The following is a 21,638-nucleotide window of genomic DNA, read 5'->3' as shown; positions in this document are numbered from 1 at the left end:
AGAACTGCATGAAGCATATTCTACCCACTATTGTTATTGCGCAGTTTCTCTGTACTTCATTATGGTTTGCTGGCAATGCTGTACTTCCTGAGCTAGCAGCGTCCTTGCAATTGCCGGCCTCGTACTTGGGACATTTGACCAGTGCAGTACAAATAGGATTTATTGTCGGTACGCTGATCTTTGCGATGCTTACCATTGCAGATAAGTTTTCGCCATCCAAGGTTTTTTTGATTTCTGCCTTGATCGCTTCGATCTTCAATGGAATGATGGCATTACAAAGCATGGAGGCTTGGCAATTGCTTCTTTATCGATTTGGGACTGGATTTTTCCTAGCCGGAATCTATCCTGTAGGAATGAAGATAGCGGCGGATTATTTTGAAAAAGGACTCGGACAGTCTTTAGGTTTCCTAGTAGGTGCACTTGTATTGGGTACAGCTTTCCCGCATTTGGTTAGGAGTGTTACGGATGCTTTCCCTTGGGAATTTGCAATTTATGCTACAAGCATATTGGCTGTTTTAGGAGGGCTCCTAATTTATTTCCTTATTCCTGATGGTCCATTTAGAACACCTGCAACCAAGTTCAATCCATCTGCATTTTTCAAGGTATTCCAAGTGAAAAACTTTCGGCATGCAGCCTTTGGCTATTTTGGCCACATGTGGGAGTTGTATGCTTTTTGGGCATTTGTACCGGTGATTCTGATCGCTATCTCAGGAAATCAGGAATTAGATATTTCCTTCTGGTCATTTTTGATCATTGCAGTTGGCGGAATCTCCTGTGCTTTGGGAGGTATCATATCAAAAGTGGTTCCTCCCAAAAAAATCGCCTTTACGGCCTTGGCGCTTTCGGCCACATGTTGTTTATTATCTCCTTTGGTATTAAATATTCCCAACCCATCAATAGTCCTGATATTTTTATTGATCTGGGGATTGGCAGTGACCGCAGATTCACCCATGTTTTCCACTTTGGTAGCTAAAAATGCGCCCTCAGCATCCAAAGGCACTTCCCTGACGATAGTCAATAGTTTAGGGTTTGGGATCACAATTTTGAGTATTCAGCTTTTGAATTTTATGGCAAGGTCCATCCCTACTCCATATCTTTTTCTTATTTTAGCATTAGGTCCTTTGCTTGGTTTGATAGCCACTGCAAGGATCAAAACCCAACACTAAATTCGGAAGCATGAAAAAAGAACATAATTGGCAGGAAGAAATTGACTTGCTCAAGTCCATCGTTGAGCAAAAAACAAAATTGGAGCATACCATCAAATGGGGTGGGGATGTGTACACCCATGAAGGTAGAAACATCATCGGAATCAGTGGCTTCAAAAACTATTTCGGTATTTGGTTTTTCAATGGCGTATTTATCAATGACCATAAAAATGTATTTGTCAATGCTCAAGAAGAAAAAACTAATGCAATGCTCCAATGGAGAATGACATCTAGAGCTGACATTGATGAAAAAACGCTAATAGACTATATCGCGCAAGCCATCAAAAATGAAGAAGCAGGGATCAAATGGACCCCAAAGAAATCAGAGAAAAAGGAACCGACTGGGCTTTTGGCAGAAGCTTTAAGTGCGGATAAGGTCTTTAAATCGCATTTTGATGCGCTGACTCCAGGCAAACAAAAAGAATATATCGAACACGTCGCATCAGCCAAAAAAATAGAAACGCAACAAGCAAGAATAGATAAAATCAAACCTATAATTTTGGAAGGCAAGGGCCTTAATGACAAATACAAGAAGTAACAAAATGCTAAACCATTGTAGGTAATAATCAGTTGAAAGTGTAATGAAATCAAAATACCTTTTTGCACTTCTGATTCCTGCTTTGTTCTTGTATATGATAATCGACACAAAAGAAGAAACCATCACTTACACCTCAAACCCTAACCTTGAAACCAATCCTCCTTCAAATGACTGGCAAGGCAATCCCATTGATGGAAACGGACAATTTCAAAACTTATACCATCCATTTGAGTCTTCATTGAAAGATTTATTGAAATGGAAATTGAGCAAAAATCCCCAAAAAAGCGAAAAAGAAGCAGACGATAGGACTTTACCAGTTTCATCAGAAAGATTTAATTTTAACTCTTCTGAAGATTATATCATTTGGTTAGGACATGCGAGCTACTTGATTCGTGTAGATGGGGTCACTTTTATTACAGATCCGTTGCTGATGGACAATCTTTTTTTGAAAAGAAAAAGTGAGCTGCCATTTCCTTTGGAACAATTTCCTCAAATAGATTATCTCCTCCTTTCTCACAATCATCGGGATCATTGTGATAAATCAAGCATCAAATGGCTTTCTGAGCAAAACCCAAAGCTTAAAATCCTAACTGGTCTTGGGGTAAATTCGGTTATCAACTCTTGGATAGATAAGCAAGAAGTACAAGAAGCAGGTTGGTATCAAGCATACAATTTAAATGATTCTGATCTAGTCATCCATTATGTTCCCAGTAGACATTGGTCCAAGCGCTGGCTTAATGACGACCAGAAAAGTCTATGGGGTGGGTTCTATATTCAAAGTAAGAACCAAAGCATCTACTTCATGGGTGATAGTGGTGCTGGGCCACATTTCAATGACATCAAAAATACTTTGGGGTCACCTGAATACTGCTTGATGGGAATTGGAGCATATAAACCAGAGTGGTTTATGCATCAGGCCCACATCAGCCCAAATGACGCTATTGAAGCTTTCAATGTCCTCGAAGGCAGCTATTTTATTCCCATGCACTACGGGACATTTGATCTTTCCGACGAGCCACTTCTGGAACCTTGGGATATCATCGAGAAAAATCAAAGTAAAATCTATGGTGAATTGATTCAGCCCATTTTAGGAAAGAACCTGATCAAAAATTAAGTTACGAGCTTGAAGATATCAGCTCACGTGTATATCCGCAATTATACAACTAACTAATTTAAATAAGAGCCTAGATAAATCCGATACTAATTGATATTGGATATTTATTGATATTGGTTATAAATCATAGGTTTGTTCCATTATTTAGGTTCTACTTGTAAGTAAGCGGATAATCATGTAAGCTCATTACTAGACATTCTTTTACAATTCTCTTTTACGTTAGTTTGATCAAAATACTAAGCTCAATCTTCCTAAATATATTTATTGTATCTTTACAGCACTTTGTAAAAAGATCGACCAGTTGTAGGTCGCTTTAATAGAACATTTCCTGCTGTCATAGACCATACAACATCTTTTGCAGCATCATTACACACAGCCAAATGGCATTCAAAAATCTTAACCTTATTGACCCTATCCTGAAAGCTTTGGCTTTGGAAGGGTACACTACGCCTACACCTATTCAAAAGCAGGCGATTCCATTGATCCTTGAAAAGAGGGATCTTCTAGGCTGTGCTCAAACGGGCACAGGTAAAACAGCCGCATTCTCAATCCCCATGATTCAGTTGCTTCATGAGCAAAAAAAGCAAAGATTCGGCATCAAAGCATTGATCCTCACTCCTACCAGAGAACTGGCGATACAGATAGATGAGAGTCTTGCAGCGTATAGCAAATTCACGAGCCTAAGACATACGGTGATATTCGGCGGGGTCAACCAAAATCCACAAACTGCTGCCTTGAAAAGGGGTGTAGATATCCTCGTAGCTACTCCAGGAAGATTATTGGATTTGATCAACCAGAAATTCGTAGACCTGAGACAATTGCAGTTTTTCGTCCTTGATGAAGCTGATCGGATGCTTGATATGGGTTTTATTCATGACATCAAGAAGATCATTGCGCTACTTCCTGCCAAAAGACAAACCTTGTTTTTCTCTGCTACCATGCCTCCAGAAATTCAGGTACTTGCAGACAGGCTATTGACCAATCCCGCGAAAGTAGAGGTAACACCACCTTCATCGACAGTTGATAAAATTGATCAGAGGCTATATTACACTGCAAAGAGTGATAAGCCTAAATTGCTCAAGCATTTATTGGAGACGCTCGATATTGAGACAGCATTAGTATTCACTAGAACCAAACATGGTGCAGATAAAGTAGTAAAATACTTACAAAGGGATGACATCAAAGCTGCTGCAATACATGGCAACAAAAGCCAAAACCAAAGACAAAATGCGCTTAAAGATTTCAAATCTGGTAAACTCAAAGTACTCGTAGCTACAGATATTGCCGCTAGGGGAATTGATATTGACGAGCTAGCGCATGTCATCAATTTTGACCTGCCCAATGTATCTGAAACTTACGTGCACCGAATCGGTAGAACAGGTAGAGCTGGCAACTCAGGAATCGCTGTATCCATCTGTGACGAAGAACAACACAAGGAATTGAAGGATATTGAAAAGTTGATCGGGAAAAGAATTCCTGAGATCACGGACCATCCCTATCCATTCACTGGTAAAGTAACTGGTCCAGCACCAAAACAACAAAGACCTCCTAGAAATAATAAATCAGGAGATAGACGACCTGAAAATAGGTTCAAAAGAAGATAAACAAAAAGCCGTCAGCATCCTGCTGACGGCTTAGTTTAATAAGGTTACGGTATAATAATCTTGATTTTTTCACTACCTGAATTGATAATCAACACCAGAAACTTGTGTCAAAAGTGTAGCTGGGGCATCTAATGCCTTTGCCGCGCCCTTTGGTGTAGGCGTCACGGGAGAATTTTCAGCCAAATATTCCAACATCACTTGATGTAACGTCAAATCTTTATTGACTACGTTCTGTACATTGTTCATTCTACAGATCACATCGGCTGGATCTCCGTCTCTTTCACAGGCACTGATCGAATAGGTCTTGGTCAATTCCAAGGGTTCACCTTTTACAGTCACTGATTTTACACGCTTCCCTTCATCTCCAAAAGCGTAAAATTCCACTTCCATTCCTTGAAACTTAATCACCCAGCCTCCAAATCGCTTTGAGGCATCTTCGGCAAAGACATTGTTCAATTCCTTCTCCAACCAATTTATCAGCTGGAGCCCTGTGACCCTGCCTGTTCTCACAATGCTATCCACTGGCAACATGTCGTATACATTCCCCCTGGTGATCGGGATATTACCTGTCTCATCCGGAGTAGTATTCGGCGGACAGAATCGGAATCCATTGGATAATACAATATCTATATCTGGCATCTTCCAACTCAAAGCATCCAGCACCATCTGATCGATGGGATTCTCGATGACAAAATACCGATAAAGAGGTATGGTAGAATAGCCTACTACTTTTTCAATGTCTGATTTAAAAGGCGCTTCTACTTGCTCGATGATGTTAGTTATTTTTTCAGAGTCTTTGATCTCATCAGCTAGCACATCCAAGAGCTCGTATTCATCTTTGACGACCTTACCATCTTCAAAAGTCAGCTCCAATTTCCCTAGAAACGAACCGAAGGCACCCGGCTGTACTACTTTCGCATATTTGCCTTGAATAGGTTTTCTAACTCGTTCGTGTGTATCCGCTCCTAGAATGTAGTCTACTCCTTGGGCAGCCGGATTATTTGCGAGAGCTATCTCTTGAGAAAGGCCTATATGTGACACAATTGCCACAAAAGCACATTTCTCTTGATTTTTCAACACATCCACATAATGGGCTACATTGTCTTCTGGCTTGGTGAAAATGATACCCTCACTGTAATTTGGAGATTGTCGATTTGGAACTAGGTGATCATTGTATCCCAAAAATCCGATTTTCACCCCATTGACTCTCCATATATAATATGGGGGAAAAATCAACTCTCCTTTTTGTCCATTTCCCAAATCATGGTACATATTGGCACATACCTTAGGTGCATTAAGTGAACCAAGAAGGTCTTGCATGGATTTTTTGTAGTAGACCACTTCCCAGTTACCTGGTAGATAGAGATCATAACTCATGGCATTGAGTATGGGCACCATGGCTTCACCTTCAGTCTTTACAGAAAGCATAGAGCCTTGGAACATATCGCCTGTATCAATCAAAAATGAATTTTCAACTTTGGCACGTTCTTGTTGAATGAATGTATGTAAATTAGCATACCCTCCAGCTTTTTTGAAAACAGACTCGCCATTCTCCCAATAAAGTTCATCATGCGGATGAATCTGACAATGAACATCCGTGGTTTGGAAAATGCTGACTTTAAAGTTTGCTTTTGGGCTATCGTCTAAATCTACGGCTTGTTTTTGAGTTTCATTGGCACAACCAGGAGCTAAAGAGATCAAACCTGTTCCTGCACTGAGTGCGCCCAATTTGGCAATAAAACTTCTTCTTGATTTTTTCATTTTTGAATGTTAGTGTTTGCATCAAACTACCAATAATATAAGGTAGATTGAATAATCAATATGTCACAAAGCAAAAATGTGAATTTCTGTAAATCAATGAAGTGATAAAAGTTACAAAGACAAAAAATATCCAAGATTTGAAAATTTATAAAACATCGCATCAGATGTAACAAACATCACCAAACCTTTTCTCAATACTTCTGACTTTTGTAGGGTGATTTCAGGAAATGCTGATGGCTAGCCTGATTTTTACTATCTTCAAATAGAATTTAGACTATGAACAATACGTTTGCAAATAAGCTTAAGGGATTCCTTCCTATTTTGGAATGGTTGCCCAATTATAAAAAAACTGATCTCCAAGGGGATTTGTCAGCAGGATTGACTGTGGGGATCATGCTCATTCCTCAAGGAATGGCTTATGCCATGCTTGCTGGACTGGAGCCAATCCACGGACTATATGCAGTGACCGTTCCTTTGTTACTTTATGCGATTTTCGGCACATCAAGGCAACTAGCTGTTGGACCTGTGGCGATGGTATCCTTGCTTACAGCTTCGGGTATTGCAAGCTTGAACGCTGATTCTCCAGAGCAATACTTGATTTATGCGCTAACACTGGCATTCTTAGTAGGCTTGATACAATTTGGGATGGGGGCTTTGAGACTGGGCTTTGTGGTCAATTTTCTTTCTCACCCAGTAATCAGTGGTTTTACTTCTGCAGCAGCGATCATCATCGGACTCAGTCAGATCAAGCACCTTTTCCGCATCAATTTACCTAATTCGGAGCACATCCAAGAAATGGCAGTAGCCATATTCCAAAACATTGGAGAAATTCACTGGATCACCTTTGGGATCGGTGTCATAGGAATCATCATCATCAAGTACGGTAAGAAAATTCATAAAAGCTTCCCTGCTCCTCTAGTTGCAGTAGTGATGGGTATTGCATTGGTTGCAGGTTTTGATTTGACGCAATATGGTGTCAAGATCGTAGGTGATGTACCAAGTGGACTTCCTACTCTATCATCCCCATCTTTTGATATGGAATCTTGGAAAACACTGCTTCCTATAGCGTTTACCATTTCACTTGTGGGATTTGCAGAAAGCTTTGCTGTGGCTAAAACCATTCAAGCCAAACATAAAAACTACAGGCTCAATGCCAATCAAGAGTTGATCGCTTTGGGAATGGCCAACTTTGGTTCTGCCTTTTTCAGAGGTTATCCTGTGACAGGAGGATTTTCTAGGACAGCTGTCAACAATGATGCTGGGGCTAAGACTACTATGGCTTCTATCATTTCTGCGATACTAATCGTATTGACTTTACTTTTCTTCACAGATTTATTCTACAATTTACCAAGTGCAATTCTTGCAGCAGTGGTTTTGGTGGCTGTTTCTGGCTTGATTGATTTCAAAGAACCAGTTCATTTATGGCATAAGGATAAGTTTGATTTCACCATGCTTGTGGCGACGTTTATCATCACATTGACACTAGGGATAGAGACCGGAATCATTTCAGGGATGGTTTTATCCCTCCTAGTGGTGATCTACAAGGCTTCTAGACCTCATATGGCTCAGCTTGGTAGAGTACCCGGTACCAATATCTACAGAAATATCAATAGATTTTCGGACTTAGACGTCAAGGAGAATTTACTAATGGTCAGAATCGATGGCCCAATCTACTTTGCCAATGTAGAATACATCAAAGACAAACTGGACAAATGGATTCAAGAGCGCAATGATCAGGTAAAGATGATCGTATTCAACATGGAGTCCGTCACCAATATTGATAGTACAGGTGCTCACGAACTCAATGAATGGATCAATACATGGAGAAAAGCGGGTACTGATATTTGCATGACAAGTATCAAAGGTCCCGTAAGAGATGTACTCAACAGATGGGCAATCCTGGAATGTGTGGGTGCTGATCATGTATTCGTAGATGACAATTCTGCTGTAGCAGCATACGAGCACACCATGGATACCAAAACACTGGAAAAATATACGCCATACGCAATTCAATCAAATATCAAAAAATAATGTGCCAGATCAACGTCAATCAATACCTGTCCAATAATGAAAATTGGGTAAAAGAAGTACTGGCCAAGGATGCTGCGTATTTCGATGAATTGAAAATAGGTCAACATCCCAAGGCATTGCTCTTGGGATGTTCTGATAGCCGAGTGAACCCATCTAAAGTTCTAGGGACTGAACTTGGGGAGCTATTTATCCACAGAAACATCGCGAATGTGGTATCACACACAGACTTGAATTTCCTCTCTGTCATGCAATACGCTGTGGAAGCATTGGGAGTGAGAGACATCATCGTGTATGGTCATTATGGCTGCGGAGGAATTAAAGCCGCTTATGAAAACAAGGCTAATGGACTGATCGATAACTGGCTTGCCAACATCAAAGATGTGATCAGACATTATAGAAAAGACCTAGAGGCTATAACAGATGAAAACGAAAAACTAAATCGGCTTGTAGAATACAATGTTCTGGAGCAAATAGAAAACATCAAACAATCCTCAGTCTATACAGAAGCCTTGGCCAAAGGAATCAAACTCAACCTCCATGGCTGGGTATTTGACTTATCTACAGGATTAGTGAGAAATTTGAAGGAAGAGGTGGTGGTTTGAGGAAAAATCAATGGTCATCATTATGACCCCAAGCGGCAAGAACTAAAACTACTACTTTATTTTCTTCTATTCTGTAGATCAATCTATGCTTGGAGTTGATTCTTCTTGACCAAGTAGTTTTTTTATAGTGCTCAAGTTTTTCTGGTTTTCCTGTTCTTGTTTTGGGATTCACCCTCAATTCATCAAAAAGTTTATCGATTTTTAATAAGATTTTTGCTTGTCGTTTTTAGGATATATTACTATGGTTTCCATTATTGCATTATTTCAAATGTTTATTTCAAATTTATAAAATTTATTTCAATTTAAATATCCACTGCAAGACTATCAACTCACTATGCTATCAACTCTTCGAAGTCATCTCGGATATAGATTACATTTCTACCTAACTCAATCCATTTCTTCTTTTCCAATTGCTTGAGCAATCTTGAGATTACTTCCCTGGAAGTTCCTAGTTCATTGGCGATTTCTTGATGGGTGGTATGTAGCTCATTTGACTTATATTGCTTCATCTTGGTCACAATGTAGCTCATCAATCGCTCATCCATTCGCTTGAATGCAACTGCATCTAAGGCCACTAACATTTCTTGGAATCTATTCTGATAAGTATTGGCTACAAAATCTTTCCACTGCTTGTATCTATCAGACCATTGTTCATGGAGTTGAATCGGAATGCCTAAAATGACGGTATTTTCTTCAGCTACAGCCTTGATTTCTGAAGGTTTGGAAGTGGTACAGCAAGTCAGGGAAAGCGCGCAAGTCTCCCCTGGCTCGAGATAATACAAGAAAAGTTCTCTCCCATCTTCATCCATTCGCATGATTTTGATCGCCCCTTCAAGTACGATAGGCACCATTTTGATGAATTGCCCGGGCTCTGTGATGACCTTACCATAATCGAACTTATGTACTGTCCCCTGCTCCAACATGGCACAAAGTAAATTAGGGTCGGTGATGTTGGGTAATTTTTGTTTGAGGTAATCTAATTCCATGTGATAAAGAAAAGCTGATTGTACACCCAAAATAGTGATAATAGTCACAAAAAGAAAAAGGGTTGGATAAAATACCCAACCCTTTGTTAAAATAGTAAACCAACCACACGCTCAAGTAGTAAAGCCTCCGTCGATTACATAAGTCGCACCAGTGATAAATTTACTTTGATCAGAGGCGAGAAATGCAACCAAGTCAGCGATATCCTGATTATCCGCGTATCTTCCTAGTGGGATCATCTGCTCAAAACTCTTCTTTACCTCTGCTCCAGCACCTGGTGCAAAGCCATCTTCCAAAGAGCGCATCATCCTATTGTCTACAGGTGATGGATGAACAGAATTAACCCGTATTTTCAATGGAGCGCCCTCTAGTGCTCCTACTTTCATCGCACCTATAGTGGCATGCTTACTAGTGGTATAAGCCATCATTTGTGCAGTACCTACCATGCCTGCTACAGAAGAGGTGATGATGACAGCACCTCCGTTTTTCATTTCTGGGAAACCATATTTCATCCCTAGCCATACCCCCTTGACATTCACAGCGATTACCTTGTCAAACATCTCCTCTGGATATTCAGTCAGAGGCTTCACTACTCCTTCAATTCCTGCATTGAGAAAAAGAATGTCAATCGACCCCATCTTTTCTACTGCTGCTTTGGTATATGCCTCCACTTGTGAAGCTTGACTGACATCAGCCGCAAATGTATATACCGAGTCAGAATTGAGGGTTTGCTTTGCTGCTTTCAAGTCAACTTCCCTGAGATCTACCAGCATAATGCTGGCCGCCCCCTGCTCCAAAAATGTCTTGGCTGTAGCCAAGCCTATTCCTCCACTACCGCCAGTAATAATCGCTGTCTTTCCTTTGAGTGTCATGATTGTTGTTTGTTTGTTGTTATAACTCAAAGATACAAAACACCATCCCAGCACAACAAGTATATAATCAGCACTTTAACTGACTTTTGTCATAAATTAAAAAAGAAAGATTACTGACCTTTGGATCATTGAAACCAAATGATCCTAGCCATGAAAAGAATCATCGTCCCTATAGACTTCTCCAGTTACTCTGAGAATGCTTTCCTCAGTGCTTTGAAAATAGCCTCCAAAGGCAATAGCAGTATCACCTGTGTCAATGTAGTAGCCTCCACACTCAAATGGGCGAAATTGGAAGAAAAAGAAAAAGCCAAACATCAAGATATTATAGATTTAGAAGCAGAGAGCAAAGACAAGCTCAAGGCTTTTATCATAGACCACAAATCTCCAGGTATTCCAATAGAAGGCGTGGTCGAAGTTGGTCTGCCAGATGAAGAAATTATCAATCTGGCCGAAAAACAAGCCGCCGACTTGATCGTGATCGGTGCTTATGGAAAAGGACATATCGAGGGCAAGTTCATCGGCTCCAACCTTCAAAAAGTGATGCGACAGGCAAATTGCCCTGTATTAGCAGTGAAAAAGCCACTCAATGGCAATGACCTGCGCAAAATGGCTTTTGCTTCACTTTTCAACGAAGAATCAAAACCCGCTTTTACCCGCATGAAGCCACTGATCAAGCAACTTCGATGCGCAGTACATTTTCTTTTTGTCAATACACCTGAGAAGTTTGTCACTTCTATGGAATCAGAACACAAAATGCAAAAGTATGCTATAGGTCAAGAGGAATTAATCATTCATAAGCACGTCTACAATCACCATGAAGCTGAAAATGGTATTATCGAGTTTGCTACAAGAAACAACATCGGCTTTATCGGTATGGCATCCAACAAAAGGAAATCTGCTAATTCCTACATGATCGGCGCTACAGAAACAGTTCTTTTCAAGTCCGATATCCCTGTGCTCAGCGTTAAGTTTGAATAAGAAATAGAAAAGTTGCAAAACCACCCAAATATAACCTCAAGCAGTAGTCGAAAGGCTGCTGCTTTTTTTAATCTATAACCACTTTTTCCATATGTTTCCAATGGATGATGGAATTGCCCAAATTATCCAAACTAGAAATCACTTGTTTGATGACATTGGTTAATGTAGAAATCGGGATTTCGGGTTGGTGCTTTCTAGCTTTCTGGTAGAGTTCACCGATGGCATTTTGATACACCTCATCATGCATACTGATCCAATCTGGCCTATCGCCATCATGACTGGAATCAATGTAGCCTTTCATCTTATTGAGCTGGTCAAAAGTAAATGTCTTTAGAAAACTCAACAGTTCTTTGACCTGATCATCTTCTGATTCCTGCATTTCTTTGATATTATGCATCACATCTTTGATGTCCTTGGAAGCGTAGACCATCGTTCGGAGGGCCAACATCAGAGAAGTAGCTCTTTGGGCTGACACTTCATCCAAATTTTCTTCTTGCAATTGGATATGATAGGCAGTAAGCTCGTCTTCTAGTTGCTTGATGTTTTTGTATTGAGAGAGTAGGTCATAAGGCTGCTGAATCAATTTTCGCCAAATGGACATGTTTCTGTTTTCTTTCCCGTCCCCTTCCCAGATTTTAAAAATAAAATCAGCCGTCATGTCAAAAACCAAATGAATTTCCTTTTCCAAGGCAGCTACCGCAGCTTCTGGTATTTCGGGACTCACTTTACCAATATATCTTGCCAATCCTTGCTGCTTTTCTTCTCCAAACTGATGTCGAAGCCAGTTTTCTAGTTTGTTGATAAAAGGATAGAAGAGCAAAATCCCAATCAAATTGATCACAGTATTCAACAACACCAACTCCATCAATGGGTCATGGATGGAGAAAACCTGCATCGTCAGATCAATCAGTGGCCGGATAAATGCAAAAACAATCAAACCTGTGATCAAATTGAAGAGAAAATGTGCAAGTGCTAGCCTTTTCTTGTCTGCTGGACCATTGAGCGAACCGATACCAACTGTCACTGTAGTCCCAATATTGGCTCCAATGATCAATACTGCCCCCTCTACTAAGCTTATCACTCCTGCGCTCATTGCGGAGAGAATGATCACCACCATGGCCGAACTAGATTGAATCAAGGCTGTCACCGCTAGACCGATGAAGAGATAAATCCAAAGCCCATATTTGTCAAACTGGCTCAAATCTATCTGATCAGCCACTGCTTCAATAGCTGATTTCATAAAATCTAACCCCAAAAAAAGTAGCCCAAACCCAACCGTAAAAGCTCCTAAATTACGGAGCATAGGCCTACTTGAGGCAAACAAAAACAACAGACTCCCCATTCCAAGGAAAGGCATAGAAAAGGCTGCTACGCTAAACTTAAATCCCAATGTCGCCACAATCCAGGCAGTGACTGTGGTTCCAAGATTGGCACCAAGTATCACCCCTATGGCATTTTTGAGATTGATCACCCCTGCTCCAAGAAATGCCAAGACCATCAAGGTCACCAATGAACTACTTTGCAAAACCGCAGTAATCATCGCTCCAATCAAAATTCCCTTCCATGCGGTATTGGTGGATTTTTGAAGCAAATTTTTAAATGACTTTCCAGCCAATTCCTTGATAGAGCCCTCCAACTGATTCATCCCCCAAAGGAATAGCCCAATCCCTGCCAAAAACTTCCAAAAGTCAAATATCTCTTGTTCCATAGTGCTCAATGATGCTGAAAACTAAGATAGGGAGAATCTTCCCAAATAAGCAAGCCTGATAGAGCACTGATGAAAGGGATAAGGCGGATGTTCACAGGTTTATCCATACCTACCCGTCTGACGGTTTGGAACCGTATTATAGGATTAACGCTCTACCCGTCTGACGGATTGGAACCGTCTGACGGGTATCGGGTATCGTCTATTTGTCTGACGGTTTAGAACCGTCTGACAGATTTAAAACGCTACGTTTGCAAAAATCACTATCAGTGTGAATCCGCTAGATCAGCGTTATCAGCGTTCTATTCTCCTCGCTTTTTCTTTCTTTATTGCTTTTGGGTTGTACCATAGCAGCAAGCCTGTGACACATAGCAGTATCAAAAATATTGAGGTGACTGTGGAGTAGATATGCTTCACGCCCCCATCTCTTCCAAAGATAAAGTCCAAAATACTGCCATCATGGATTTTTTCTATCAGGTCAGAGTTGCGCTGACTGACCGAGAGGATCTCACCTGATAAGCCATCCACTTGGATTTCTGTAAAATGCCTCTTAAATACCACCTTGGCAATTCCCTTATCTGGCCGGATATCTACCCGATCTATTTCATAGCTCTTACCCACACTGTCTTTCATATGAGTGGTCGCTGCTACAATGATTTGTTCTACAGGTATCCAGCTAGCACCTTCCGCGACTCTTGTCTTTTGACTCGTTGGAATGAGGCGCATTTCTTTCTTCCAAGCCAACATAATCGCTGTCACGGAAACTAAAATCAAAAAAACAGCAATAGGCACACCAAACCACTTGTGTAGCCTGCGAGAGATTCTGGTTTGGGTGACTAGTTGATTGATTTTTGGCATTTTCTACTTAGGGCGTGCTGAAAAACGCCAATTGGAGAATAAATTCTTTAAATTTTGAAGAAAACCCCGTTTAACAAGTGTTTTCTTTTTAAGCAAGTGCAAGTTTATTCAATGATATAGCTTGATTTGCGTGCTCTTGAAAATTTCAAAACTCGAAATTTTCAGGCTAGTCTCAGGCATACCATCCCTGCCTGGCAACTTGACAGGTTCTTCATTGGGCTCAATCGAAGTATAAGCATACATCTTCATTCGCCCGCTTTGAATCTGGCATACCTGAGACTTTTTCAGCAAGCCCTACTTAAGAACCCGAAAGTATAAGGGAGTTCATCCACAAACAAAAAGATTCATATCAACGGTGAAATTAGATTCTCAACTAGGCAAAAACGACATTGGCTAATTTCATTGCTTCGTTGAACTCCATCATATTCAAGGCTGGAGTTCTACCACATTTTTCAAGAATTTTGATCAGAGATTCTGTAGCTACATTTCCTACCAAGTCATCTTTGGCCATTGGACAACCGCCATAGCCTTTGATTGCCCCGTCAAACCTCAGGCAACCTGCCTTGATCGCTGCCTTGATCTTGGGTTCCAATTCATCCGGTTTGGTATGTAGGTGCGCACCAAACTCAATGTGTGGATAAGCTTGGATATTAATTTCAAAAAGGCTGCTAATCAATGCTGGACTGGCTGTACCCACAGTATCAGCAAAAGAGATAATTTTGATACCCAGCTCATCTAGTTGTTTAACAAAATCAGCGATCAACTCTGGGGAATAAGGGTCACCATAAGGGTTACCAAAGCCCATGCTGAGGTAGGTCACAAGTGTCTTACCTTTGACTTCTGCAAGGTTTTGGATTTCTTCCACTGTACTTAGAGCCTCTTGAATAGACTTATTGGTATTGCGCTGCTGGAAAGTCTCAGATACAGAAAGCGGAAAACCGAGATAATCAATCTGCTCAAACTGCAAAGCATCCTCGGCTCCTCTAGTATTGGCAACTATCGCAAGAAGCTTTGATTTGCTCTCAAAAAGATCCAAGAGTTCAAGTACCTCTGCGGTATCACGCATCTGAGGAATTGCTTTTGGGCTTACAAAACTCCCAAAATCTATGGTATCAAATCCTACTTGAAGTAATTGGTTGATATAAGCTGCCTTGATGGCGGTATCGATGAATTGAGGAAGCCCTTGCATGGCATCCCTAGGACACTCTATCAGTTTAATCATACCTTGAAGATAGGCTGAGAGGTCTGGAGGAACAAATTTTTGTGTAATTATTAACCCTTGAGGTTTCAAAGAACCTCGAGGGTTTGGCATGATAAATTTAAACCTTCGAGGTCTCAAATAAATTCAAGTGAGTAAGCATGGAATAAATAAAGACCTCAAAGGTTATTAGGGCAACCCTTGAGGTTTCAAAAAACCTCGAGGGTTTGGCATGATAAATTTAAACCTTCGAGGTCTCAAATAAATTTAAGTGAATATGATTGGAATAAATAAAGACCTCAAAGGTTACTTGGGCAACCCTTGAGGTTTCAAAGAACCTCGAGGGTTTGGCACAGCTAATTCAAACCTTCGAGGTCTCAAATAAATTCAAGTGAGTAAGCATGGAATAAATAAAGACCTCAAAGGTTATTAGGGCAACCCTTGAGGTTTCAAAAAACCTCGAGGGTTTGGCATGATAAATTTAAACCTTCGATGTCTCAAATAAATTTAAGTGAATATGCATGGAATAAATAAAGACCTCAAAGGTTACTTGGGTAACCCTTGAGGTTTCAAAAAACCTCGAGGGTTTGACACAGCTAATTCAAACCTTCGAGGTCTCAAATAAATTTAAGTGAATAAGCATGGAATAAATAAAGACCTCAAAGGTTACTTGGGCAACCCTTGAGGTTTCAAAGAACCTCGAGGGTTTGGCACAGCTAATTCAAACCTTCGAGGTCTCAAATAAATTTAAGTGAATATGCATGGAATAAATAAAGACCTCAAAGGTTACTTGGCAACCCTTGAGGTTTCAAAAAACCTCGAGGGTTTGGTACAGCTAATTCAAACCTTCGAGGTCTCAAATAAATTCAAGTGAGTAAGCATGGAATAAATAAAGACCTCAAAGGTTACTTGGGCAACCCTTGAGGTTTCAAAAAACCTCGAGGGTTTGGTAAAGCTAATTCAAACCTTCGAGGTCTCAAATAAATTTAAGTGAATAAACATGGAATAAATAAAGACCTCAAAGGTTACTTGGGCAACCCTTGAGGTTTCAAAAAACCTCGAGGGTTTGGCATGATAAATTTAAACCTTCGAGGTCTCAAATAAATTCAAGTGAGTAAACATGAATTTTAAAGACCTCAAAGGTTACTTGGGCAACCCTTGAGGTTTCAAAAAACCTCGAGGGTTTGGCATGATAAATTTAAACCTTCAAGGTCTCAAATAAATTTAAGTGAATATGCATGGAATAAATAAAGACCTCAAAGGTTACTTGGGCAACCCTTGAGGTTTCAAAGAACCTCTAGGGTTTGGCACAGCTAATTCAAACCTTCGAGGTCTCAAATAAATTTAAGTGAATAAGCATGGAATAAATAAAGACCTCAAAGGTTTTTAGAAGACTTCCTTAGCAATCTTATAAGTCGCGTCAGCCTTACTCATGGTGTAGTAGTGTAGACATGGGGTGCCCGCTGTAATCAGCTCCTTACTTTGTTGGATCGCCCATTCGATACCGACTTGCTTGACATCTGCATTGGTCTTGCATTTTTCTAACTCGTCCATCAATGCATCTGGCAAATCAAGGAAGAAAGTTCTCGGCAACATCGTAATCTGCCCCAAAGTTGTGATAGGCTTTAGGCCTGGGATAATCGGTACAGTAATTCCAAGATCCCTGACTTTCTTGACAAAATCAAAATACTTTGCATTATCAAAAAACATCTGCGTAACGATGTACTCGGCTCCTGCGTCGACCTTTTCTTTGAGATGCTTGAGGTCAAACTTCAAACTTGGTGCTTCGAAATGCTTCTCTGGGTAGCCTGCTACTCCCACACAGAAATCAGTCTGAAAACCTGTTTCAGTCTCTTCATGCAGGTATTTCCCCTGATTCATCCCTATAATCTGAGCTACCAAGTCCTTGGTAAATGCATGCCCATCAGGCTCAGGCACAAACTTATTCTCACTTTTGGGAGCATCTCCACGCAAAGCCAATACATTCTGCACACCAATAAAGTTGAGGTCAATCAGGGCATTTTCTGTCTCTTCCTTTGTAAATCCCCCACACAATAAATGTGGTACTGCTTCTACCTGAAATCGATTCATGATCGCAGCACATATTCCCACAGTCCCCGGACGTTTTTTGGTGCTGACCTTTTCGAGCAGGCCATTTGGATGCTTTTTGTAAATAAATTCTTCTCTATGATAGGTCACATCCACAAAAGGGGGTTGAAACTCCATCAAAGGCTCTATTCCTTCACAAAGATCCTTGAGACTTTGTCCCTTTAGTGGTGGGAGGATCTCAAAAGAAAAAAGCGTTTTTTCAGCTTGAGAGATATATTCTGTAATTTTCATTTTCTTATATTTTGTCTTTAAGCCACCCTTTCAAAGAATCTAATGTTGCTGAATTGAGTAGAATCTTTGCTGGAGGACATTTCATGCCTAGGGCTCTTGAATATTGAATGATGGTGAATAGGCTAGATTTGGAGAAAGCCACTTTTCTGCTTGCTCTTGGCTGATACCTTTTCTTCTAGCATAATCTTTTACTTGATCTTCTCCGATTTTGCCCAATCCAAAATACTTACTTTCAGGATGCCCGAAGTAAAACCCACTTACCGAAGAGGTAGGGTACATGGCAAAACTATCCGTCAAAGTGATTCCTATGCTTTCTTCTACTTGCAACAAGTCGAAGAGCGTCCGCTTCTCACTATGTTCTGGACAGGCAGGGTACCCTGGCGCAGGTCTGATACCTGTATACGTTTCCTTGATCAGTGCATCATTATCCAAATTTTCATCCTGAGCATAGCCCCATAATTGCTTTCTCACCAACTCATGCAGGTATTCTGCTCCCGCTTCGGCAAGTCGATCCGCAAGCGCTTTGAGCATGATGTCATTGTAATCGTCTCCTTTGTCTTGAAACTCTTTCAGCTTGGACTCTATCCCCCAGCCAGCAGTCACTGCGAAGCCTCCTAGATAATCTGTTTGATCAGGGTGAATATAATCAGCTAAGGAACGATTAGGTACACCTTTACCTTTCTTGCCTTGCTGTCTCAAGAAATGAAAACTCACACCCTGATCTGGAAGTACCAAGTCATCTTCTACACGGTCCACAGGGAATAATCCCACTACTGCCTTGGCTTGAAGCCATTTCTCAGCAATGATTTGATCCAGCATGTCATTGGCCTCTTTGAAAAGTCGCTGTGCTTCTTGACCTACAACTTCATCTTGGAGGATTTTAGGGTATTTGCCCGAAAGCATCCAGGTGCTGAAGAAAGGCGTCCAATCGATGTATTGCCTCAAAATATTCAGGTCCAAATCTTCCAATACAGTAGTTCCAAGTTGAGATGGCACCACAGGCTGGTAATGCTCCCAATCAATAAATACTGGATTAGCTTTGGCTTCTTCATACGTTGCCATTTGCTTCACTTGCTGTTTGGCTTCGTGCTCGATTCTTAGTTGTCTATACGTTTCCTTGATTTGCTTATGATAAGCTTCTTTGGTCTCTTCAGAGATGGACTCACCTGCTATGGGGACAGATTTGGATGCATCCGTTACATGAATCACTGTTCCAGAATACACGGGATCAATTTTGACAGCTGTGTGAATTCTCGAAGTCGTAGCCCCACCTATGAGCAATGGAATTTGAAGGCCTTGTCGCTCCATCTCAGCAGCTACATGAACCATCTCGTCCAAAGACGGTGTGATCAGACCACTCAATCCTATAATGTCAACTTTATTCTTGACCGCTTCATCGATGATCTTTTGCGCATCAACCATCACACCTAGGTCGATGATTTGATAACTATTACAAGCGAGTACTACACCCACTATGTTTTTGCCAATATCATGCACATCACCTTTCACAGTGGCCAAAAGTATCTTCTTGATGCTACATTGCTCTTCATTGTAATCCACATCTCCTACTTTTGGCATAAAAGGCTCTAGGTAAGCTACGGCCTTTTTCATCACCCTGGCAGATTTCACTACCTGCGGCAGAAACATCTTACCTTCTCCAAAAAGATCCCCCACCACATTCATCCCATCCATAAGAGGCCCTTCAATGACTTTGAGCGGATTTTTGAGTTCAATCCTAGCTGCTTCTGTATCTTCGATGATGTAGTCAATGATTCCTTTGACCAAAGCATGTTCGATTCGATTAGCAACGGGTTCTTCTCTCCATAGCTCAGCCGCAGCCTCTTTCTTATCTGAAGCCTTGACCGTCTCTGCAAATTCCAATAAATCTTCTGTAGCCGAATCATGCCTATCAAAAAGTACATCTTCTACTTTTTGAAGCAAGTCTTTTGGGATATCATCATAGACTTCTAACATGGTTGGGTTGACAATTCCCATATCCATACCATGCTTGATGGCATGATAGAGAAAAGCCGCATGCATGGCTTCCCTCACAGGATTATTTCCCCTAAAAGAAAAACTCACATTACTCACTCCCCCGCTGACTTTGGCACCTGGGAGGTTTTGCTTGATCCACTGCGTAGCATGAAAAAAGTCCAAAGCGTTTTTTCTATGCTCATCCATTCCTGTGGCTACAGGAAAAATATTGGGGTCAAAGATGATATCCTGAGGATTGAATTTCACCTGTTGAACTAATATATCATAGCTACGCTTGCAGATATCGATCCTTCGCTGATAGGTATCCGCCTGCCCTACTTCATCAAAAGCCATCACAACTACTGCTGCACCAAATTTCTTGATGGTCTTGGCCTGATGGATAAATTCAGCCTCTCCATTTTTCAAACTGATTGAATTGACAATCCCCTTGCCCTGAATACACTTCAGCCCAGCCAGAATAATCTCCCAGCGACTACTATCGATCATGATAGGAATTCGACTGATCTCAGGCTCAGAAGCAATCAGGTTGAGGTACTTTTGCATCGCTGCTACGCCATCCAGCATCCCCTCATCCATACACACATCCAATACCTGCGCTCCTCCACGAACTTGCTCTAATGCCACATCCAGTGCCTCATCATATTGCCCATTGAGAATTAATCTGGCAAATTTCTTAGACCCTGTGACATTAGTTCGCTCTCCTATATTGACAAAGTTGATTTCAGGTGTAAAAACCAAAGGCTCCAACCCCGAAAGCTTCATCACATCTATATTTTTGATTTTACTCATCTGAATCGTTTACAAATTCTAATTTCCTTGGACTATACTTTGCTGCTGTCTTAGCCAAAGCAGCAATATGGTCTGGTGTAGTTCCACAACACCCTCCCAGTATATTGATCAAACCATCTTTGAGAAACTCCTCCACCTGACCCGACATCTCTGCTGCATCTTGATCATATTGACCAAACTCATTAGGCAATCCTGCATTAGGGTAAGCACTGACATTAAAAGGTGCGTTTTCTGAAAGGACTTTCAAATAAGGCCGCAATTCTTTGGCTCCGAGTGCACAATTCAAACCCACACTGAATAGGGGTATATGGGATACAGATATCAAAAATGCCTCCGTAGTCTGCCCTGACAATGTCCTACCGGATGCATCAGTGATCGTACCTGATATCATCACTGGAATTCCTCCTTCCTTAGGATCTAGTGGCAAACCCTTCTCTTCAAAAACCTCCTGAATAGCATATATCGCTGCTTTGGCGTTCAGCGTATCAAATATGGTCTCTACTAAAATGATATCAGCACCTCCATCAAGGAGACCCTCCACTTGCTGCTTGTAAGCAACTGATAGCTCATCAAAAGTCACAGCACGATATCCTGGGTCGTTGACATCTGGGGATATAGAAGCCGTCCTATTGGTCGGTCCTACAGCGCCAGCGACAAATCTTGGTTGCTCAGGGGTCTTTTCAGAATATTCCAACGCCACCTCTTTGGCTAGCTTCGCAGATTCATAATTGATCTGATATGCTAAATGCTCTAAACCATAATCAGCCTGAGCAATTGTAGTCCCACTAAAGGTATTCGTCTCGATGATATCTGCTCCTACTTCTAGGTATGCTGCATGAATGGCTTTGATGATATCAGGTCGGCTGAGTGAAAGTAAATCGTTGTTACCTTTGAGGGGTTTTGGGTGATTTCTCAACTCAGGAGTTCTGAAATCCTCTTCAGTAAGCTTGTATCGCTGAATCATGGTGCCCATGGCTCCGTCTAGGATAAGGATTCTTTTATGTGATTGGCTAAGAAGTAACTCGGTTCTATTCATGTCTGTCGCTATATATTCAAAAACTTAT

18 protein-coding genes are annotated in these 21,638 nt (G+C 41.0%); 7 read left to right on the top strand and 11 right to left on the bottom strand.

Annotated features, from left to right (window positions below; translation table 11 throughout):
- Positions 1-8: 8 nt before the first annotated feature.
- The 4 genes from BW935_RS15655 to BW935_RS15640 all read left to right on the top strand — a co-directional run bounded on the left by BW935_RS15655 (position 9) and on the right by BW935_RS15640 (position 4,461).
- Complete coding sequence (locus BW935_RS15655) at positions 9-1,166, top strand: MFS transporter (protein ID WP_076502729.1); 1,158 nt, start codon at positions 9-11, stop codon at positions 1,164-1,166.
- 10 nt (positions 1,167-1,176) lie between these two features.
- Positions 1,177-1,743: a YdeI/OmpD-associated family protein gene (locus tag BW935_RS15650; RefSeq protein WP_076502728.1), complete on the top strand. Its 567-nt coding sequence runs from the start codon at positions 1,177-1,179 to the stop codon at positions 1,741-1,743.
- A gap of 43 nt (positions 1,744-1,786) precedes the next feature.
- Positions 1,787-2,857 carry an MBL fold metallo-hydrolase gene (locus tag BW935_RS15645; RefSeq protein WP_076502727.1) on the top strand — a complete coding sequence of 357 codons (1,071 nt, stop codon included), beginning with the start codon at positions 1,787-1,789 and terminating at the stop codon, positions 2,855-2,857.
- Between the two features lie 380 nt (positions 2,858-3,237).
- On the top strand, positions 3,238-4,461 hold the full coding sequence (locus BW935_RS15640; RefSeq protein ID WP_076502726.1) for a DEAD/DEAH box helicase: 1,224 nt from the start codon (positions 3,238-3,240) through the stop codon (positions 4,459-4,461).
- Positions 4,462-4,533: 72 nt separating this feature from the next.
- Here BW935_RS15640 and BW935_RS15635 read toward each other — a convergent pair whose 3' ends face one another.
- Positions 4,534-6,222, bottom strand: a complete 1,689-nt coding sequence (locus tag BW935_RS15635) for a bifunctional metallophosphatase/5'-nucleotidase (protein WP_076502725.1) — start codon at positions 6,220-6,222, stop codon at positions 4,534-4,536.
- Between the two features lie 276 nt (positions 6,223-6,498).
- Between BW935_RS15635 and BW935_RS15630 the strand changes: the two genes are divergently transcribed.
- Both BW935_RS15630 and BW935_RS15625 read left to right on the top strand, forming a co-directional pair.
- Positions 6,499-8,253 (top strand): SulP family inorganic anion transporter, encoded by a 1,755-nt coding sequence (locus tag BW935_RS15630; RefSeq protein ID WP_076502724.1) that lies wholly within the window; start codon positions 6,499-6,501, stop codon positions 8,251-8,253.
- Positions 8,253-8,855, top strand: coding sequence for a carbonic anhydrase (locus BW935_RS15625; RefSeq protein WP_076502723.1), 603 nt, complete (start codon positions 8,253-8,255; stop codon positions 8,853-8,855). The genes BW935_RS15630 and BW935_RS15625 overlap by 1 nt, the downstream gene beginning before the upstream one ends.
- A gap of 7 nt (positions 8,856-8,862) precedes the next feature.
- Here the strand turns inward: BW935_RS15625 and BW935_RS15620 are convergent, their stop codons facing one another.
- The 3 genes from BW935_RS15620 to BW935_RS15610 form a co-directional block, all read right to left on the bottom strand.
- Positions 8,863-9,066 carry a Txe/YoeB family addiction module toxin gene (locus BW935_RS15620; RefSeq protein WP_084565972.1) on the bottom strand — a complete coding sequence of 68 codons (204 nt, stop codon included), beginning with the start codon at positions 9,064-9,066 and terminating at the stop codon, positions 8,863-8,865.
- 121 nt (positions 9,067-9,187) lie between these two features.
- On the bottom strand, positions 9,188-9,841 hold the full coding sequence (locus tag BW935_RS15615; RefSeq protein ID WP_076502722.1) for a Crp/Fnr family transcriptional regulator: 654 nt from the start codon (positions 9,839-9,841) through the stop codon (positions 9,188-9,190).
- A gap of 111 nt (positions 9,842-9,952) precedes the next feature.
- Entirely contained in the window at positions 9,953-10,711 is a 759-nt protein-coding gene (locus tag BW935_RS15610) for an SDR family NAD(P)-dependent oxidoreductase (RefSeq protein ID WP_076502721.1), read from the bottom strand.
- Between the two features lie 150 nt (positions 10,712-10,861).
- Between BW935_RS15610 and BW935_RS15605 the strand changes: the two genes are divergently transcribed.
- The gene (locus BW935_RS15605) at positions 10,862-11,689 is read left to right on the top strand and encodes a universal stress protein (RefSeq protein ID WP_076502744.1); all 828 of its coding nucleotides are present in this window, start codon (positions 10,862-10,864) and stop codon (positions 11,687-11,689) included.
- 67 nt (positions 11,690-11,756) lie between these two features.
- Here the strand turns inward: BW935_RS15605 and BW935_RS15600 are convergent, their stop codons facing one another.
- From BW935_RS15600 to BW935_RS15570, 7 genes are all read right to left on the bottom strand, one after another.
- Positions 11,757-13,397 (bottom strand): Na/Pi cotransporter family protein, encoded by a 1,641-nt coding sequence (locus BW935_RS15600; protein ID WP_076502720.1) that lies wholly within the window; start codon positions 13,395-13,397, stop codon positions 11,757-11,759.
- Positions 13,398-13,688: 291 nt separating this feature from the next.
- Entirely contained in the window at positions 13,689-14,252 is a 564-nt protein-coding gene (locus tag BW935_RS15595) for a PepSY-associated TM helix domain-containing protein (RefSeq protein ID WP_076502719.1), read from the bottom strand.
- 108 nt (positions 14,253-14,360) lie between these two features.
- On the bottom strand, positions 14,361-14,501 hold the full coding sequence (locus tag BW935_RS18580; RefSeq protein WP_217695377.1) for a hypothetical protein: 141 nt from the start codon (positions 14,499-14,501) through the stop codon (positions 14,361-14,363).
- Between the two features lie 124 nt (positions 14,502-14,625).
- Entirely contained in the window at positions 14,626-15,474 is an 849-nt protein-coding gene (locus tag BW935_RS15585) for a hydroxymethylglutaryl-CoA lyase (RefSeq protein WP_076502743.1), read from the bottom strand.
- A gap of 1,362 nt (positions 15,475-16,836) precedes the next feature.
- Positions 16,837-17,790, bottom strand: coding sequence for a methylenetetrahydrofolate reductase [NAD(P)H] (metF, locus tag BW935_RS15580; protein WP_076502718.1), 954 nt, complete (start codon positions 17,788-17,790; stop codon positions 16,837-16,839).
- An 87-nt stretch (positions 17,791-17,877) separates the two neighbouring features.
- Positions 17,878-20,574, bottom strand: a complete 2,697-nt coding sequence (gene metH / locus BW935_RS15575; protein WP_076502717.1) for a methionine synthase — start codon at positions 20,572-20,574, stop codon at positions 17,878-17,880.
- Positions 20,567-21,610 (bottom strand): homocysteine S-methyltransferase family protein, encoded by a 1,044-nt coding sequence (locus tag BW935_RS15570; RefSeq protein WP_076502716.1) that lies wholly within the window; start codon positions 21,608-21,610, stop codon positions 20,567-20,569. Before BW935_RS15570 ends, metH begins: the two co-directional genes overlap by 8 nt.
- Positions 21,611-21,638 lie beyond the last annotated feature (28 nt).

This window comes from Belliella pelovolcani (assembly GCF_900156785.1).
Classification (GTDB): Bacteria; Bacteroidota; Bacteroidia; order Cytophagales; family Cyclobacteriaceae; genus Belliella; species Belliella pelovolcani.
This window is presented reverse-complemented; position numbering and strand designations above follow the sequence as displayed.

Bases quoted from the DNA above. Each gene is read 5' to 3' on its own strand.
- BW935_RS15655 (WP_076502729.1), top strand. From the start codon at position 9: ATGAAGCATATTCTACCCACTATTGTTATTGCGCAGTTTCTCTGTACT.
- BW935_RS15650 (WP_076502728.1), top strand. From the start codon at position 1,177: ATGAAAAAAGAACATAATTGGCAGGAAGAAATTGACTTGCTCAAGTCC.
- BW935_RS15645 (WP_076502727.1), top strand. From the start codon at position 1,787: ATGAAATCAAAATACCTTTTTGCACTTCTGATTCCTGCTTTGTTCTTG.
- BW935_RS15640 (WP_076502726.1), top strand. From the start codon at position 3,238: ATGGCATTCAAAAATCTTAACCTTATTGACCCTATCCTGAAAGCTTTG.
- BW935_RS15635 (WP_076502725.1), bottom strand. From the start codon at position 6,222: ATGAAAAAATCAAGAAGAAGTTTTATTGCCAAATTGGGCGCACTCAGT.
- BW935_RS15630 (WP_076502724.1), top strand. From the start codon at position 6,499: ATGAACAATACGTTTGCAAATAAGCTTAAGGGATTCCTTCCTATTTTG.
- BW935_RS15625 (WP_076502723.1), top strand. From the start codon at position 8,253: ATGTGCCAGATCAACGTCAATCAATACCTGTCCAATAATGAAAATTGG.
- BW935_RS15615 (WP_076502722.1), bottom strand. From the start codon at position 9,841: ATGGAATTAGATTACCTCAAACAAAAATTACCCAACATCACCGACCCT.
- BW935_RS15610 (WP_076502721.1), bottom strand. From the start codon at position 10,711: ATGACACTCAAAGGAAAGACAGCGATTATTACTGGCGGTAGTGGAGGA.
- BW935_RS15605 (WP_076502744.1), top strand. From the start codon at position 10,862: ATGAAAAGAATCATCGTCCCTATAGACTTCTCCAGTTACTCTGAGAAT.
- BW935_RS15600 (WP_076502720.1), bottom strand. From the start codon at position 13,397: ATGGAACAAGAGATATTTGACTTTTGGAAGTTTTTGGCAGGGATTGGG.
- BW935_RS15595 (WP_076502719.1), bottom strand. From the start codon at position 14,252: ATGCCAAAAATCAATCAACTAGTCACCCAAACCAGAATCTCTCGCAGG.
- BW935_RS18580 (WP_217695377.1), bottom strand. From the start codon at position 14,501: ATGAAGATGTATGCTTATACTTCGATTGAGCCCAATGAAGAACCTGTC.
- BW935_RS15585 (WP_076502743.1), bottom strand. From the start codon at position 15,474: ATGATTAAACTGATAGAGTGTCCTAGGGATGCCATGCAAGGGCTTCCT.
- metF (WP_076502718.1), bottom strand. From the start codon at position 17,790: ATGAAAATTACAGAATATATCTCTCAAGCTGAAAAAACGCTTTTTTCT.
- metH (WP_076502717.1), bottom strand. From the start codon at position 20,574: ATGAGTAAAATCAAAAATATAGATGTGATGAAGCTTTCGGGGTTGGAG.
- BW935_RS15570 (WP_076502716.1), bottom strand. From the start codon at position 21,610: ATGAATAGAACCGAGTTACTTCTTAGCCAATCACATAAAAGAATCCTT.